The 16,217-nt window shown below is 75.5% G+C and carries 12 protein-coding genes; 5 read left to right on the top strand and 7 right to left on the bottom strand.

Going from position 1 to position 16,217, the window contains the following annotated elements; genetic code table 11:
- Window positions 1-111: 111 nt before the first annotated feature.
- The 3 genes from AF335_RS08825 (at window position 112) to AF335_RS08815 (ending at window position 4,402) form a co-directional block, all read left to right on the top strand.
- Entirely contained in the window at window positions 112-1,596 is a 1,485-nt protein-coding gene (locus AF335_RS08825) for an alpha/beta hydrolase (protein WP_170127634.1), read from the top strand.
- Between the two features lie 205 nt (window positions 1,597-1,801).
- Window positions 1,802-2,731, top strand: a complete 930-nt coding sequence (locus tag AF335_RS08820; protein ID WP_211304078.1) for a GNAT family N-acetyltransferase — start codon at window positions 1,802-1,804, stop codon at window positions 2,729-2,731.
- Window positions 2,732-2,896: 165 nt separating this feature from the next.
- On the top strand, window positions 2,897-4,402 hold the full coding sequence (locus tag AF335_RS08815; RefSeq protein WP_102917702.1) for a glycoside hydrolase family 47 protein: 1,506 nt from the start codon (window positions 2,897-2,899) through the stop codon (window positions 4,400-4,402).
- Between the two features lie 49 nt (window positions 4,403-4,451).
- Here AF335_RS08815 and AF335_RS08810 read toward each other — a convergent pair whose 3' ends face one another.
- Both AF335_RS08810 and AF335_RS08805 read right to left on the bottom strand, forming a co-directional pair.
- The gene (locus tag AF335_RS08810; protein ID WP_102917701.1) at window positions 4,452-5,051 is read right to left on the bottom strand and encodes a hypothetical protein; all 600 of its coding nucleotides are present in this window, start codon (window positions 5,049-5,051) and stop codon (window positions 4,452-4,454) included.
- Between the two features lie 62 nt (window positions 5,052-5,113).
- Window positions 5,114-9,811 (bottom strand): CHAT domain-containing protein, encoded by a 4,698-nt coding sequence (locus tag AF335_RS08805; protein WP_102917700.1) that lies wholly within the window; start codon window positions 9,809-9,811, stop codon window positions 5,114-5,116.
- A gap of 78 nt (window positions 9,812-9,889) precedes the next feature.
- Between AF335_RS08805 and AF335_RS08800 the strand changes: the two genes are divergently transcribed.
- Both AF335_RS08800 and AF335_RS08795 read left to right on the top strand, forming a co-directional pair.
- The gene (locus tag AF335_RS08800; RefSeq protein WP_102917699.1) at window positions 9,890-10,258 is read left to right on the top strand and encodes a hypothetical protein; all 369 of its coding nucleotides are present in this window, start codon (window positions 9,890-9,892) and stop codon (window positions 10,256-10,258) included.
- 31 nt (window positions 10,259-10,289) lie between these two features.
- Window positions 10,290-11,186, top strand: coding sequence for a hypothetical protein (locus AF335_RS08795; protein WP_102917698.1), 897 nt, complete (start codon window positions 10,290-10,292; stop codon window positions 11,184-11,186).
- A 214-nt stretch (window positions 11,187-11,400) separates the two neighbouring features.
- Here AF335_RS08795 and AF335_RS08785 read toward each other — a convergent pair whose 3' ends face one another.
- The 5 genes from AF335_RS08785 to AF335_RS08770 all read right to left on the bottom strand — a co-directional run bounded on the left by AF335_RS08785 (window position 11,401) and on the right by AF335_RS08770 (window position 16,148).
- Complete coding sequence (locus AF335_RS08785) at window positions 11,401-11,850, bottom strand: lasso peptide biosynthesis B2 protein (RefSeq protein ID WP_102917696.1); 450 nt, start codon at window positions 11,848-11,850, stop codon at window positions 11,401-11,403.
- The gene (locus AF335_RS08780) at window positions 11,847-13,685 is read right to left on the bottom strand and encodes an asparagine synthase-related protein (RefSeq protein WP_102917695.1); all 1,839 of its coding nucleotides are present in this window, start codon (window positions 13,683-13,685) and stop codon (window positions 11,847-11,849) included. Before AF335_RS08780 ends, AF335_RS08785 begins: the two co-directional genes overlap by 4 nt.
- A complete protein-coding gene (locus AF335_RS33785; RefSeq protein ID WP_170127633.1) occupies window positions 13,682-13,801 on the bottom strand; it encodes a lasso RiPP family leader peptide-containing protein in 120 nt (39 codons plus the stop codon). The genes AF335_RS08780 and AF335_RS33785 overlap by 4 nt, the downstream gene beginning before the upstream one ends.
- A gap of 261 nt (window positions 13,802-14,062) precedes the next feature.
- Window positions 14,063-15,517, bottom strand: coding sequence for a glyceraldehyde-3-phosphate dehydrogenase (locus tag AF335_RS08775; RefSeq protein WP_102917694.1), 1,455 nt, complete (start codon window positions 15,515-15,517; stop codon window positions 14,063-14,065).
- Between the two features lie 271 nt (window positions 15,518-15,788).
- Entirely contained in the window at window positions 15,789-16,148 is a 360-nt protein-coding gene (locus AF335_RS08770) for a cupredoxin domain-containing protein (RefSeq protein ID WP_244926962.1), read from the bottom strand.
- Window positions 16,149-16,217: the final 69 nt, after the last annotated feature.

Genomic DNA, 16,217 nt, shown 5'->3' with positions numbered 1-16,217 from the left:
CCGCGCCCCGAAGGCGCGGCCCGGGGGGGCGATTCCCGCTTGCCCTCGTGACAACCCGGGGGCTGGGATGGGCCCATGAAGATCGAGAACTCTCGCCGCCGCGGACCACGCGTGACGCGACGGCGCCACATCGTACTGAGCACCCTCACCCTGCTGACGGCCACGCTCGCCCCCGCGGCCCACGCGGCCCCCACGCCCGCTTCCTCCCCGGAGTTACCGGTGGCCTGGAAACCGTGCGCGGAGAATCCTTCGGCGCAGTGCGGCACGATCCGCGTCCCGCTGGACTGGAAGCGGACGACCGGGGAGCAGATCGACGTCAGGGTCGCCCGGGTCCCGGCGCGCGACCGGGCGCACCGCGTCGGCTCCCTGCTGTTCAACCCCGGTGGCCCGGGCGGCCAAGGGGCGACGATGCTCGCCTACGGGCAGGCTGACCTGTTGTTCCCCGGGCCGCTGCGGGACCGCTTCGACATCGTCAGCCTCGACCCGCGGGGCACCGGTGGCAGCCGGGCCCTGGAGTGCGGCCCGGTGCTGGACCCCGGCCAGGTGGTCTTCCCCGGGAGCACCCTCGGCTACGAGGAGATGAGACGGAGCAGCCGGGCCCGGGGCGAGCGGTGCCTGGCCCGGTACGGCGCTCTCGTGCGGAACGTCGACACCGTCTCGGTCGCCCGCGACATGGACGTCTTCCGGGCCGCGCTGGGCGAGGAGCGCCTCAACTACCTCGGCGTGTCCTACGGCTCCCATCTCGGCGCGACCTACGCCCGGCTGTTCCCGCACCGGGTCCGGGCCATGGTCCTGGACGGCCCCATGGACCATTCGTCGGGGCCCACCCGCTTCCTGCGGGAGGAAGCGGCGGCCATGGAGGAGGAGTTCGGCCGGTTCGCCGCGTGGTGCGCGGAGGACGCCGCGTGCGCCCTGCACGGCGAGGACGTGGGGGCGGTGTACGACCGCGTCGTGGCCCGCGCCGACCGCACGCCGATCCCGGCGCCCGGCGGAGGGGAGGGCGCCGCGGTCGACGGCGACCGCATCCGGATGACCCTGCCCGTCCAACTCCTGCGCGTACGCCTGATCGAGGACGCCACCGGTACGAACGCCTGGGTGAACCTGGCCGCGGAGCTGGCCGCCGCGGACCGGCGGAACGACGCCTCCGGGCTCCTCCGGGGCGGCGGTTACGTCGGTGCTCAGGACAGCCCGTACACCGCCGTGTCCTGCCTGGACTTCCCGCCGCAGTTCACCGGCTACGCCGACGCGGCCGCCCGCCTGGACCTGGCCCGCAGGGTCGCGCCGCGCACCGGCGCGGCCGTGGAGGGCTGGGTCATGTCCGCTTCCTGCGCGGACTGGCCCGTCGAGGCGACCAACCCGTGGCAGCCGGCCCCGGTGCGCGGCGCGCCACCGATCCTCATCGCCGCCAACACCCACGATCCGGCCACTCCGCTGCCCGGGGCCCGCCGTCTGCACCAGCGGATCGCCGGCAGCCGGCTGCTGGTCACCGAGGTGAACGGCCATGTCTCGTACTACAACTCCGGCTGTGCGCGGGAGCGTGAGACCGCTTACCTGATCAGCGCGAGAATGCCGGCACGGCTCAGCTGCCCCGGGTAGCCGGGGAGAGCCGGGGGTGCGCGCCACGGCCCGGCGGCCGCTCCTCCGCTCGCGCCGGGTCCGTGGCATCACCCGGCGCGCGAAAGCAGGGCCGCGCGCGTGCCGCCTCCCGGCTCGCCCGGAAACCGGTGGCCGCGCACGGCGCGAGGTGTGATCATCGCCCGGACCGACCACACCTTCCGGAGGCAGAGTGCTGTTCCGTCCCATGACCGACGCCGACATGGACCGCGTCGCCGCGTACCCGGCCGGCGATCCCGTCGGCCGGATCCCCGAGGACCGCTTCCGCGCCGAGTGGGCGGACCGCCGGTTCCGCGCCGAGTGGACGTGGCTGGCCGAGGAGGACGGGGAGATCCTGGCACGCGCCCTGTGGTGGGGAAGGAGCGACAGCGCGCACCCGATCACGCTGGACTGCCTGCACGTCCGGCCCTCGGTGGGCGACCGGGCCGGGCTCGCCGCCGGGCTCCTGGACGCCGGGCACCGGTCCTTCGCCGGGAACGGCGCCACCGGGACGCCCCGGTACGAGATCTCGCTGCCGGGCGACTGGCGGGAGGATCCCGCCACCGTGGCCGCCGTGACATGGCGCACGGCAGCCGCGCGGCGGGCGGGGCTCACGGAGGAGGTCGAACGGCTCCGCTACGAATGGACGCCCGAGGCGGGTGTGCCGGAGCCCACCGGACGGCTCGTCTTCTCACCCGAGCCGGACGACGAGCGGTTCGTGGAGGTGTTCCGGCGCATCGCCGCCGGCAGCCTCGACGTCGCCACCCGGCGCGAGCTCGCCACCATGGACGCGGACCGGCAGGCCCGCGAGGACATGGCCTTCTACCTCGGCTGCCCGGGAAAGCGTGCATGGTGGCGCCTCGCCCACACCCCTGACGGCGCGCTCGCCGGAATGGCGGTACCGTCCCGCACGCCGTACCACCCCAACGTCGGCTACCTCGGCGTGGTGCCCGAGCTGCGCGGCCGGGGGTACATCGACGAGATACTCGCCGAGATCACCCGCATCCATCACGGCAACGGCGCCCGGCGCGTCACCGCCACCACGGACACGGTGAACACGCCGATGGCCGCCGCCTTCGAACGGGCCGGCTACCGCAACACCGAGATCCGGCTGGTCCTCGAGGCCCCCGCCGTGTGACGCCCGGTGGGCGCGAGCCCGGGTGTACCGCCCCGGTGAGCGGTGACGGGGCCGGTCGCCGGTATGACAATCCGCCGTCGCGCCTTCCGACCGGAGCGGCCGGTCCGACGCATACTGCGATCAGTGTCGGGGGGCGAACCGGTGGCCAGGAGGGCCTTGCCCGTCATGACGTACGACTCGTTCCCCGCGCGCACGACCCGTCGGCGCCTGCTGTACGTGCTCGCCGCCACGGGCGGACTCACCGTGAGCGGCGGACTCGGCGGCGCCCGCCCCGCCACGGCGGACGCGCCGGCCGTGGCGGGCGGGCGGGCCCGGGCCGTGCTCCCCGCCCGGGCGGCCCCCGTACGACCGAGGGCGCTCCTCCCGGACCGGGAGAAGGCGGACGAGATCCGGGAGGAGTTCGTCCACGCGTGGGAGGGTTACAAACGGCTCGCGTGGGGCCACGACGAGGTGCTTCCGGTCTCGGGCCGCCACCGCGAGTTCTTCGCCAAGGGCCACCCGGTGGGCCTGTCGATCGTCGAGGCGCTCGACACCCTGCACCTCATGGAGCTCGACACCGAGGTCGACCGCTGCGTGTCCTGGATCAAGAGCCGCCTCCGCTTCGACGTCGACGCCGACTTCCAGGTCTTCGAGACCACGATCCGGCTGGTCGGGGGCCTCCTGTCGGGCTATCTCGCGACCGGCGAGAAGGCGCTGCTCGACCGCTGCGCGGACCTGGCGGACCGGCTGCTGCCCGCCTTCACCTCGTCCCGCACCGGCATGCCCTACCGGTACGTCAACCTGCGTACGGGGCGGGTCTCGGGCGCCACGCTGCCGCTGGCCGAGGTCGGCACCCACATCCTGGAGTTCGGCACCCTGTCCCGGCTCACCGGCGACGCCCGGTACGAGCGGGCCGCCAAGCGCGCCCTGCGCGCCGTCGTCGAACGGCGCTCGTCGATCGATCTGCTCGCCTCCCGCATCAACGTCGAGAGCGGTCAGTGGGCCGACCGGGCGGGCATCGCCGTGGACCCCCCTGCGGACTCGTTCTACGAATATCTGTGGGGCGCCTGGGAGATGTTCCGCGACGAGGAGTGCCGGGACTGGTTCCGTATGTTCGCCGCCGCGCTCAAGAGGCACCAGGTGGAGTGGGTCGACGGGCTGCTCTGGTTCAAGCACGTCGACTTCCGCACCGGGGCCCTGATCGGCACGCGGCAGTCCGCGCTGTCCGTGGCCGTGCTGCCGGTGGGCGGTGACGACGAACTGGCGGCGGACTACTACAAATCGTGGACGGCGGTCCTCGACAAGTACGACGTCATCCCGGAGGAGATCGACTACCGGCGGCTGGAGGCCGTGGGGACGGGCAACGCGTTGCGCCCCGAGTACGCGAACTGCGCCTTCCAGCTGTACTGGACCACCGGCGACCCGTACTACCGCACGACGGCCTGGCGCTACTTCCGGAACCTCAGGGAGTACCACCGCGTGCGGGACGGCTACACCGTCGTCACCGACGTCACCGCGCGGCCCATGACGAAGGGCGACCACTGCCCCGCGTACGTCTTCGCCGAGAACTTCAAATGGCTCTACCTCACCTTCTCGGGCGCCCCTCGCTTCGACTACGCGCACGGGTACCTCAGTACGGAGGGGAAGGTCCTCCAGGGGCTGCGGCGGAACGGGGCGGCGGGGGACGGCTGACCGGGCGGGTGCGCCCGGCCCCGCCGACAGAACCTTCTAATAGGACCCGCTAATAGGACCCGCCCCGGAAGTACAGAGCGCCGTACTGCCTCGGGCGGTCGCCGCGTTCGTGCGCGGACGCGGACCGGTCCGCCGCGGCCGACCGCCGGTCCAGATCGCGGAGGGCCTCCAGGCCGGCGAGGACCTTCGCCCGGTTCTCGGCCCTCTTCATCCAGGCCGGCAGCCGGGGGAACATCGCCATCGTCGGGCTCGCGCCGCCCCGCTCGCGCAGCCGGGCGGCGGTGTAGGCGGCCAGCTCGTCGACGTGGCGCGTGTTGTAGGCCCACAGGACGTGCCCGGCGCAGCGCGTCTGCAGCCACAGCGGGCGCCGGAAGAACGGGTCCTCGGTACCGCCCGGGGCCGCACCGACCAGTCCGGCGCCGCGCGTCCCGGCTTCCCAGCCGTCGACGGCGCCGCATCCCGCGCAGGCCAGCCGGCGCGGCTGGAAGAGGAGCTCGCTGAAGTACTTGGGCGTGGCGAGGCCGGGCCTGGGCACGACGAGCGCGCGGCCGCCGCACCGCGGGCAGACCACCGCGATGCGGTCGGTGAACCGCACCAGCCACCCGCCCCGGTCGTGGTGGCGGGCCGGACCGCTCGAATCGGTGTTCATGGCGGATACCTTCGCAGGTACGTGGGGTCCCGCGCGAACGCGCCGGCCGCCCTCCGCCGCCCTCACGGCCCGGTGTGGACGTAGGCCGCCCACCACAGCGGGTCGTCGTCCCAGTCCCGCAGCCTTCGGACGGCGCCGTGCAGGGCCCTGGCGGCCCGGTCCGGATCGAGGTCGCCGGGGGCCCGGGGTGTGGTGAGCCCCGCGTAGAAGTCCTCCGCCGCCCGCAGCGCGGCCTCGTCGTCGACCACCCACTGGGCGGCCACCACATGGGTGAACCCCGCCAGTTGCAGGGCTCCCGCCAGGTGGACCGCCTCGTCGGGCAGCCCGGCCGCGCCCCGGGCGGTCTCGCACGCCGACAGGAACGCCAGCCGTGCGTGGTCCAGGCGCAGCCGTGAGATGTCCGCGACCGTCAGCGGGCCGGACCGCTCGTGGTCGTGGCAGTACAGGGCGCCGCCTGCCGGGTCCTCGGGGTTCTGGCCGCCGTGGCCCGAGAAGTGCAGGAAGGAGTGGGCGGGCAGCGCGTCGAGCACCGCCGCGCGGGAGGCGCGGCGCCCCGCCAGGATCGTGGTCCGCGCCACCCGGCCGGACAGCAGCCGCACTTCGGCCCGGGCGTGGGGCAGCGGGGGCAGGCCGGGTGTGCGGGACTGGTCGACGGCGAGCATCCGGCCGCGCTCATGGGCGTCACGCGCCCTCTCGGCACCGGCCGGGCGTCCGGACCCGCTCGTACCGGACCCCGCGCCGCCCCGGCCACCGGTCGCGGTCTGCGCGGCGAGGGCGCGCAGCGTGGTCGTGTACGAGCACACGTACCGGTCCGGCAGGGCCCTCGGCGGCCCGTCTCCCGCCTCGCCGCCCCCGCCGGGCCCGTCCCCGGGGCCGTAGTGCCCGGCCGCGTGCAGCGGCAGCAGGGACAGCGGGCCCGTGGGGCACCACCACAGCCGGGGCAGCCGGTCCCCCGTGCTCCCCGGGGCGCCGTCCCCCGGTCCCAGCCCGGCCAGGACCGGCGCCGCCACGGCGTCCCAGAGCCAGCCCAGGGTACGCACCAGCGTCCGCTGGGCCCGCCAGGCGCCCGCCGGTGAGCGGCCGGCCGAGGCGAGCGCGTCGAGGAGGGACGCGGCCCGCTCCTCCAGACCGCCGGGGCCCTCCAGGACGAGTTCCGGCAGCGGCACCGCGCGCGGCCCGTCGCGGGTGACGACGAGCGCGTCACAGCGCAGGGCGCTGGTGTTGACGACCACGACCGGCCCGTTCGCGGCAGCCTCCCGCAGCCGTCCGGCGGAGGGCGGCCGCAGGAAGTCCTCCAGCCCGGGCAGTTCCCGGGCCCGGCGCACCAGTTCGTCCATCTCGCGGGCCAGTCCGCGGTGGCGTTCCGCCGCCGCCCGCTGCTCCCGGACGAGCCGGGCGGGTTCCGCCGCCGGGTCCGGTGCGGAGGTGTCGGCGTCCAGCAGGGCCCGTACCTCGCGGATACGGGCGGCCAGGTCCGGCGCCCGTTCCCGTAACTCCGTCATGTCGTCGCGGGCGTCGAGGGCCTGTGCCAGGAGTACGCCGCGGCCCTGTTCCAGCAGTTGCAGGGCCTCCTGCGGGCGGCCGGCGTTCAGGGCCACGGCGGCGGCGTCTCCGGCCAGGCCCGCCACGCGGCCGAGCGCGTCGAGCCGGTCCCGCCGGTCCAGGCCGTGCCAGGCGAGCAGGGGCAGTTCGGCGACGGCGGCCCGGTGGGCGTCCAGCGCCTCCGGCCAGTCCCGCAGGGCCGCGGCCGCCCTGCCCCAGGTGCGCGCGGCGCGGAACCGTACGGGGGCCGGGGCGGTGGTGATGCCCGTGGCCTGGCGGAACAGGTCGAACGCCGTCTCGACGTCGCCGTGGCCCCCGCCCAGCGACGCGCGGACCAGGAGTGCCGCACCGAGGTTGGACAGGTACCTGGCGCGCTGCGGATGGCCGTCGGGCGCGGCGCGGACGGCGGCCCGCGCCGCGCCGGCCGCCTCCTCGGCGTCGGCGGCCGGGCCGGTGTCGCCCCGGCGGGCGAGGAGGGCGGCGCAGAGGTTGGACAGGCACACGGCGCGGGACGGATGGCCCTCGGGGCAGGCGGCCACGGCCTGCCGCAGGGATGCGACGGCCTCGTCCGCGTCGGCCCGCCGCCCCGCGCTCCCGTACCGCCGGCGCAGCGAGTCTCCGAGGTTGGACAGATGGACGGCGCGGGACGGATGGCCTTCGGGTACGGCCCGGACGGCGGCGCGGGCCGCCTCGATCGCCTCGTCGAGGTGGGCGGGGTCCCCGGTCCGCTCGTAGCGGTCGGCGAGGGCCGTGGAGAGGTTGGTGAGGAGCAGGTGGCCGGTCACATGCCCGGCGGGCAGCCCTCGGACGGCGGCGCCGGCCGCTTCGATCGCCTCGTCGAGGTCGGTGAGCGCGCCCGACCACTCGTACCTCCTGCGCAGGGCGATGCCCAGGTTGGAGAGGTGGACGGCGCGCTCGGTCGTATCGGTGACGGGGGTGGCCTCGACGGCCTGTCTGCTCGCCCGTACCGAGTCCTCCAGGTCCTCCTGGGCCCCGGAGTGGACATAGCGGGCGAGCAGGGTGGTGCTGAGGTTGGAGAGGTAGGTGGCGCGCTCCGGGTGGTCCGCGGGCAGGGACCCGACCGCCCGCCGGCTGAGTTCGACGGCCCGGTCCAGATCGGCGTCGGTGCCCAGGCGTTCGGCGCGGACGCGCAGGGCCGCGCCGAGGTTGGACAGGCGCATCGCGTGGTCCGGGCCGGACCCGTGGGGGAACCGTACGGCCTCCTCCAGCCGCTGTACGGCCTCGTCCAGCAGGGCGAGGTCGCCGTTCCGCTCGTACCCGGCCTGGAGCGCGCGGCCGAGGTTGAACAGCACCTGTGGCCCGTGCCGGTCGCCGTCGCCCCCCGCCAGGGACCGGACCGCGCGCCGGTGCCGGTCCAGCGCCTCGGCGAGGTCCTCCTGGTCGCCGGTGAGCGCGAACCGTTTCAGGGTGAGGCCGCCGATGTGGGATTCGTCGACGGCCCGTTCCGGGTCGTCGGGGCCCTGCCGTACCGCGTCGCGGAAGGCGTCGAGCGCCGCGTCCAGGTCGGCGAGGGACTCGGTGCGGTCGAAGCGGCGTGTGCGGGCGTGGCCCAGCTCGGACAGGCATTTCCGCAGGGCGGCGGGGTGGTGGCCGGCGAGGAGCCCGCGGGCCTCCTCCAGGGCGCCGGCCGCCTCCTCCTCGTCGGAGGGCGAGCGGGTCCACCGGGCGCGCTCCAGCAGGGCCTCGCCCAGCAGACTGAGCGGAACACCTCGGTCCGGCAGTGCGGCCGGGGTGGCGCGGACGCTGCGCCGGGCGGCCTCGACCGCGGCGTCGGCGTCGGCGGGATCGCCGGTGCGGCGGAAGCGGGTCAGCAGGGCGACGCCCAGGTCGTAGCCACGTACGGCCGTGAACGCGTCGTGAGCGCCGAGGCCGGACCCGGCCCGCCGGAACAGGTCCACCGCCTCGTCGATGTCGGCGGGCTTCCCCAGGTGGGTGAACCTCAGGCTCAGCGCCTTCGCCAGGACTCCCAGGAAGAGTTCCCGGTGCGGGTCCGCGGCGCCCGCGGGGGCGCCGGACAAGGCGCGCCGCCCCGCTTCCACGGCGGCGTCCAGGTCGGGCGCCGCCCCGGAGTGCCCGGCCTTGGAGCGCAGGACGCCGCTGAGGTTCGCCAGGCACCTGCGGTGTTCCGGGTGGCCGGGCGGGCAGGCCGCCACCGCGCGCGTCGCGGCGGCCACGGCGGCGTCGAGGTCGGCCGGGTCCCCGAGGCGGAGGAACCGCTGGTCCAGCGCGAGCCCGAGGTTCGTCAGGTACATCGCCCGCAGGGGATCGTCCGGCGCGGACCGGCGTTCGGCGTGCCGGAAGGCTTCGACGGCGGCCTCCAGGTCCGGTACGGCGGCGTCCCGCTCGTACCGGCTCAGGAGGGCCGTGCCCGCGTTGGAGTGGAAGAGGGCCTGCGGCTCCCGTGCGACCCGTACGGATTCCGTTCCGTGGGTGACGGCGTCGTCCAGGTCCGCCGGGTCGCGGTGGGCGCCGGAGCGCATGAACAGCGCGGCGGAGAGGTTGGAGAGGTACAGCGCGCGGTCCGGGTCGTCGGCGGGCGCGAGCCGCACGGCCTGCCGTCCGGCGTCGACGGCCTCCTCCAGATCCGCGCCGTCGCCGAGCGTCGCGCAGCGGTTCCGCAGCGCGCCGCACAGGTTCGCGAGCAGCATCGGGCGGACGGGGTGGGACGGGGGCAGGACGGTCCGGATCCCGCGCCACGAGTCGATCGCGGCCTCCAGCGCCTCGCCGTCACCCGTGGCCTGCCAGCGGTGGAACGACTCCAGGGCGTGCCCCCAGACGGTGACCAGGTCCCGGGCGTCGGGCACGTCCATCGCGACGACGGTCTCCCGTATGTCCTCGGGCACCTCCTCGGGCGCGAACCGGGTGACCAGGGCGAACAGCCCGAACGTCAGTCGCGCGTCGGGCAGGGCCTCCTCGGTGCCCGGGCCCAGGGCCACGCAGCGGGCGTAGTGCAGGCAGGCGACGGCGTACAGGCCGGACCGGTCGAGGACGTAGAGGGGCCGGCCGGCCCCGGCCGGCCCGTCGGGGACGCGGAGGACGCCCGTACGCAGCGCGGTGGCCTCGGCCAGGGCGGCCGGTTCCGTCACCGCCGCCCGGTCCCCCTCGTTCCAGAAGGCGCCGAGCCGTTCCTCCAGGCGGGCGGTGAGCCGCTCGGTCTCGGCCCAGTCCGGCCCCGTCCATCCGTCGTCGTCACGCATCGTCCGCCCCCGCGGTCTCGTGCCGTCTCCCCCGCATGCCATGATGCTCCATCAACTTCTGTGCCGAGGGGGCGGATTGTGGAGAGCGCGGAGCTGCTGGGCGTGCTGTGCCGGGAACTCCCCGAGCTGCGGGCGGTCGCCGAGGAGACCGGCGACGGGGGCCGCCTGGAGGAGGTCCTGGCGGCGGCGCGGCGCGGGGAGCCGGTGACCGACCGGCTGCGGGCCCTCGGGCTGCTGCGCCTGCTGGAGTCCTCGGCGACCCGTGCCGCGCCGGGCGGCGGCGCGGGGGCCGGTCTGGTGCCCCTGCCCGGCGGCGACCGCGCCGGGCATGTGGCGCTCGGCCGCTACCGCTGCCCGGCCGGCGCCTGCCGCCGGGCGGAACAGCCACGTCCGGGCGAGGACCTCCCGGTCTGCGCCCTCCACGGCCGGCCGCTGCGGTTCGGCTGACCGCGCGCGGGCGAAGGGCCGGGGAAACGGGATGAACACGGTGCTGGCGGAGCTGGGCCGCAAGTACGTGGAGCGGTGGGTGGCCGTGCTGGTCCTGCCGGGGCTGCTCTACGTGGCGGGCGCGGTGGCGGCCCACCGGCTGGGCCACGCGCACTGGGCGGACGTCGGCCGGCTGGCCGACCTGCCGGCCGTCGGCGGTCCTCTCGACGGCCGCGCCTCCTCGTGGGTGCTCGTTCTCGCGGTCCTTCCCGTGCTGTCGGCCGCCGCCGGACTGACCGCCCGGGGTGTCGCCGCGGCGCTCGGGCGGCTGTGGTCCGAGCCCTGGCCGTACGGTCTGCGGTGGGCGGCGCGGCGGCTGACGGCGGCCCGTGCCGCGCGCTGGCAGGCGGCCGACCTGGCCTACCGGGCCGCGCTGGAGGGCGCGGGGGCGCGGCCGCCCGCCGAGGTCCGGGCCCGGATCGACGCGCTGGCGGCCCGGCGCAACGCCGTCGCGCTGGGGCCCCCGGCCCATCCCACCTGGGCGGGCGACCGGCTGGGCGTGGTCGGCGCCCGCGTCTGGGCCTGGTACCGGCTGGACGTCGTGTTCGCGTGGCCGCGGCTGTGGCTGGTGCTGACGGAGTCCGAGCAGAACGCGCTGCGGGCCGCGCGCACGGAGCTCGACACGGCGGTCACGCTGGCGGGCTGGGGCGTGCTCGGCGTGCTGCCCGCCGTCTGGTGGTGGCCGGCGCCGCTGGTCGCGGCGGGCGTCCTCGCCGTCGCCCTGCGCCGGACGCGCGCCGCGGTGGACACCCTGGCCCATCTCACGGAGGCCGCCTTCGACCTCCGTGCCGCCGTGCTCGCCCGGGAGCTGGGCTTCGACGTGCCGGAGGGACGGCTGTCGCCGGAGACGGGCGCGCAGGTCACGGCGCACCTGCGGAAGCACGTGTGACGCCCGCCGGGGTGGGTTCGGGGCCTTCGGCGTCGAACCGACCGGGCGGGTCCCTGTCGCACGGCACGGGCTCCGGCTCCTCACGCCCGCCGGCTGACGGCTACCGGCTGACGGCTACCGGCTACCGGCTACCGGCTACCGGCTACCGGCTACCGGCTACCGGCTACCGGCTACCGGCAGGGTCCCCGGGAGGACGGGTCTCCGCGCCGGCCGCTCACCCTGGGCCGGGATGCTCCCCGGACCGCTGCCGTTCCAGGGGCGGCACCTTGACCATGGGGACGAAGTAGCCCGGCGGGTACGGTTCGCCGACCGGGCGGCCGTCGGCCTCGACCCAGGCGTGGCCCCGGAAGGGCCGGGTGCGGACACCCGCGCACCAGGTGGGCCAGGCGCCTTCGAGACGGCAGAGGACGGCGGTGGCCAGGGAGCGCTGGAGGCAGCCCTGGCCGGCGCAGCGGACGCTGACGGCGACGACCGCGGTACGGGCGGCGAGCGCCTGTTCGTAGCCCGCGGGCGCGGCGCCCCGGCGCAGGAACGCGCACAGCCTTCGGAGCCGGGCGGGGGCGAGTCCGAGGAGGGGGCGGGCGGCGGCCACGGCCAGCCTGGCCTTGAGGCGCCGCCGCCACGGCACGTGCTCGGGACGGTGGAGCGTCACGGACTGGCTCATCGGGGTCCTCCGGCGGTCGTGGCGCGCAGCCACCGCTCGGCTGCCAGCGTCGGGTCGAGGGGCCGGATGGAGGCCGTGTCGCGGTGCGGCGCGACGAGGGCGGCGCGCAGCGCGGCCGGGTCCACGAGGCCCCGGCACGCCAGCGCCGAGTCATCGGCGCACAGGTCCAGCAGCTCGGCCCGGTGGCGGTCCAGCCCCACGTAGGAGTCGGCGCCGAACACCGCCTTGGTCGTGCGGCCGAGCAGCGGGGCCGGGACGATGCCCGCCATCGCGCGGGCCAGGACGGGCTTGTAGCGGTCGGCGGGCGCGTGGAGTTCCAGCCGTGCGGACAGGGCGGCCTCGATGACGTGGTCGTCCAGGTACGGGGCCGCCAGGCGCACCCCGTACAGCGCCGTGAGCCGGTCCGCCAGCCGCACCGCCCGCCCGCAGACCTGGGCGTAGTGCAGGTGCTCGTGCTGGACGCGCGAGGGCGCCAGCGGGTCCGGGCGCTCCGCGGCCGTGCGGGCGAGGCTCTCCCGGACGAGTGCCGTGGCCTGCGGTGTCACCCACCGGGGCAGTCGTGGCGGCGGCCCCCACCACAGGGACGGGACGGTGGGCGAGGGCAGGGGGCCGAGGAGCGGTCCGCCGTGGGAGGCGAGCCAGCGGGGGTAGTCCGAGGTGTCGGCCATGGCCCGCAGGGAGGCCGTCAGGGGCCAGCGGCGCAGGGCGCGGTGGCTCCGCAGCCGGCGCAGGGCCGTGACGGGCCGGACGCGGGCCAGGCTGTGCAGGGCGGAGGGCATGGCGCCGAAGAGCTCGTCGCCTCCGTCGCCCGTGAGGTGCAGGCGTGCCCCCGCCTCCGCCATGCGCCGTGCCAGGTCGGCCAGGCGGGCCTGGGAACGCACCCAGCGGAACGGCTCCTCGGGGTCGGCGTCGGGCGCGGTCAGCCCCGCGAACGCGGCCGGCGCCCCGTCGGCCCCGGTCTCCAGGTGTCCGGCGGAGGGCAGCGCGGCCACGGCGACGCGGGCCCAGAGGGCGTCGTCGTGTGCCGGGTCGACGGAGTCCTGGCGGTAGGTGAGCAGGTGGGCCGGGCCGCGGTCGGCGAGGAAGCACAGGCTGGTGGAGTCCATGCCGCCGGAGAGGTCGGCGCCGACGGTGCCGCCGTCGTGGGTGCGCGCGGCGACGGCGGCGGTCAGGGCGTCGCGTACGGCGTCGGCGGTCCGGTCCAAGGGCAGTTCGGGGAGCGGCGGGCGCCAGCGGCGTACGGTCGTGGCGGCACCGCGCTCGTCGAGGAGCAGGAGGTGGTCGCCCGGGACCGCGTGCACGCCCCGCCAGAGGGGGAGGCCGCCGAGCGGGTGGGGCGGGGACGGGGACAGCAGCCGAAGGGCCAGGGCGGCTTCGTCGACCGGTGCGCCGAGGGCGGTGGCCAGGACGTCGGCCCGGTCGGCGGCGACCTGGCAGCCGGCGAGGCGGCAGTGGAAGATCCTTCGGGTGTGCGCCAGGGTCCCCTGTGCCATGACCCGGCCCGCCGTCGAGCAGAGCAGGTGGAGGGCGCCCGGCAGGCGGGCCGCGAGCCGGGCCAGATCGGCGGGGGCCCGGAGCCCGCCGAGGGCCCCGGAGTGGCGGACGAGGGCGGCCGCACCGGGTCCGGCGGCCGCGATCCGCACCGGGCCCGCGTGGACGACGGTCATGTCGCCGGGTGCCCAGCGGCCCAGGAGCCAGGGGCGCCCGGAGGCGTGCGGGACCTCCTCGCGGGCCTCCCGGCGCAGCAGGAGCGCCGCGGCCCCGCCCGCCTCGGTGTCGGGCAGGACCGCGAACCAGGTCCCGCCGGCCGAAGTCCCGGCCGTGTGCGCCGTCACCAGGCCATGTCGTCCTGGCGGTCCTCGATGACCCACCCGTGGCCCAGGGTCACGTCCGTGAACTCCCCCAGCTCGATCAGGGCGGGAGGGAGGTAGACCTCGGGGGTCTCGCTCATGGGCTCTTCGGCATCCATCACGCCTGTCCCTTCGCCGCCGCGCGGTGCGTCCGCGCGGCCTGTGCTCAGTACAGGGGTGACGGCCGTGGGAGAGCAAGGGGGCGGGCGGTGAATCCCGGCGGAACGAGTACGCCGGAGCCGGCCGTGGCGGGCGGGGCCGGCGGGGCGGCACCGGAATCGAGGGAAAGGCCGGTCACCGCTGTCCTGCCCGTCCGACCGGCGTGCCGGTGCGTCGGCACGCCGGCCGGACGGTCCCGCGGGTCAGGCCACCGGGGCCGGGTAGGTCGGGTACTCCACCCCGGAGACGTGCTGGACGACGCGGATGACCTGGCAGGAGTAGCCGAACTCGTTGTCGTACCAGAGGTACAGGATGGCGTTGTCGCCGTCGACCTTGGTGGCGCCGGCGTCGACGATCGAGGCGTGGCGCGAGCCGATGAAGTCGCTCGACACCGCGTCGGGGGCGGTGGTGAAGTCGATCTGGCGCTTGAGCGGCGAGGTCAGGGAGACGTTGCGGAGGTAGTCGAGGACCTCCTCGCGGTCGGTCTCGCGCCCGAGCCGCAGGCTGAGGATCGCGATCGAGACGTCCGGTACCGGGACGCGGATCGAGCTGCCGGTGATCGGCGCCTTGAGCTCGGGCAGCGCCTTGGCGACGGCGGAGGCGGCGCCCGTCTCGGTGATGACCATGTTGAGCGGCGCCGAGCGCCCGCGACGGTCGGAGCTGTGGTAGTTGTCCAGCAGGTTCTGGTCGTTGGTGAACGAGTGGACGGTCTCCACATGGCCGCGCAGCACGCCGTACTCGTCCGCCATCGCCTTCAGCGGCGGGACGATCGCGTTGGTGGTGCAGGAGGCGCAGGACAGGATCTGCTCGTCCGGCTTGATCATGTCGTGGTTGACGCCGTGCACGATGTTGGGCACGTCGCCCTTGCCCGGGGCGGTGAGGACGACCTTGTCGATACCGGGGCGCAGGTGCTTCGACAGACCGGCGCGGTCGCGCCACTTGCCGGTGTTGTCGATGAGGATGGCGTTCTTGATGCCGTACGCCGTGTAGTCGACCTCCGAGGGGTCGTTGGCGTAGATCACCTTGATCTCGTTGCCGTTGGCGGTGATCGTGCTGTCCGTCTCGTCCACGGTGATCGTGCCCTGGAACTGGCCGTGGATGGAGTCGCGGCGCAGCAGGGAGGCGCGCTTCACGAGATCCTCGGCGGCCCGGCCGCCGCCCGGGCGGACGACGATGGCGCGCAGCCGCAGGCCGTTGCCGGAGCCGGACTTCTCGATCAGCAGCCGGGCGACGAGGCGGCCGATGCGGCCGAACCCGTAGAGGACGACGTCGCGCGGCTCACGGCACTCGATCTTGTCGGCGCCCGTGGCGCCGGCCACGGCCTCGGCGGTGAAGTCCGCCACCGAGAGACCGCGGTCGTCGGCCTTGTACGTCGCGGCCAGCATGCCGATGTCGATCTGGGAGGGACCGAGATCGAGGGTGGTGAGGGCCTGCAGGAACGGCAGCGTCTCGGTGACCGAGAGCTCCTCACCGGCGATCTGGCGGGCGAAGCGGTGGGTCTTCAGGATGCTGACCACCGACTTGTTCACCAGGGAGCGGCTGTGCAGCAGGATCGTGACGTCCCGCTCCCGGTGCAGCTTCCCGACTATCGGGATCATCGACTCCGCGATCTCCTCGCGGTTCTTCCAGTTCGTGAACGAGTCGTCATTGACAGTCACAGGTTTATCTTTCGAGCTAGGCGGCGCTTAACTTTCGAGCTAGCTGGCGCTCATATGCTAACCCCATGCCGTTTCGGCGCTCCGGGGGGTGCCGCCCGGGGCGCCGGAGGGCCGCCGGGGCGGCCGCGGGAGGGAAGATCGCCGGGCCGCCGGCGGCGGAAGAGGACTCCCCCGGCGAGCAGGCCGTCCGCCCGGGCGCCGTGGATCCGCCCGGTGTCCGCGGCCCGCCTCTCCGCGTACCTCCGGAGGAACTCCGTCGCCGACGGAGTCTCTACCGCACCGTGACGGTGCCCTTCATCGAAGGGTGGATGGCGCAGTGGTACGGGAAGGTTCCGGCCGTTCCGAAGGTCCGGCGGAAACTCTCGCCGGGAGCGATGCGAAGGGAGTCCCACAGACCCGTGTCGGACGTCGAGGTGTGGTCGGTGCCGCCCTTGTTGATCCAGCGAACCGTGTCTCCGGGGTGGACGGTCACCGATGAGGGGTCGAACGCGAAATCCTTGATCATCACGTCGACGACGGCCGCGGGCCGGGACACAGGCGCGGCTGCGGCGACGGCGGGCCCCGCCGGGAGGGCCACCAGCGACAGCACGGCGAGGAGACGGACGATCGCGCGAGCGGGGGAACGAGGCACGGCAGGTCCTTTCGTGGCGCCCGCCGGATTCCGCTCTCAGGGCCACTGCCCAGCGCGGGCGGGCGTGCC

This window comes from Streptomyces eurocidicus, assembly GCF_002891295.1.
In the GTDB taxonomy this organism is placed as follows: Bacteria; Actinomycetota; Actinomycetes; order Streptomycetales; family Streptomycetaceae; genus Streptomyces; species Streptomyces eurocidicus.
Note: the sequence above shows the minus strand (reverse complement) of the source record. Positions and strands in the feature narration are given on the sequence as shown.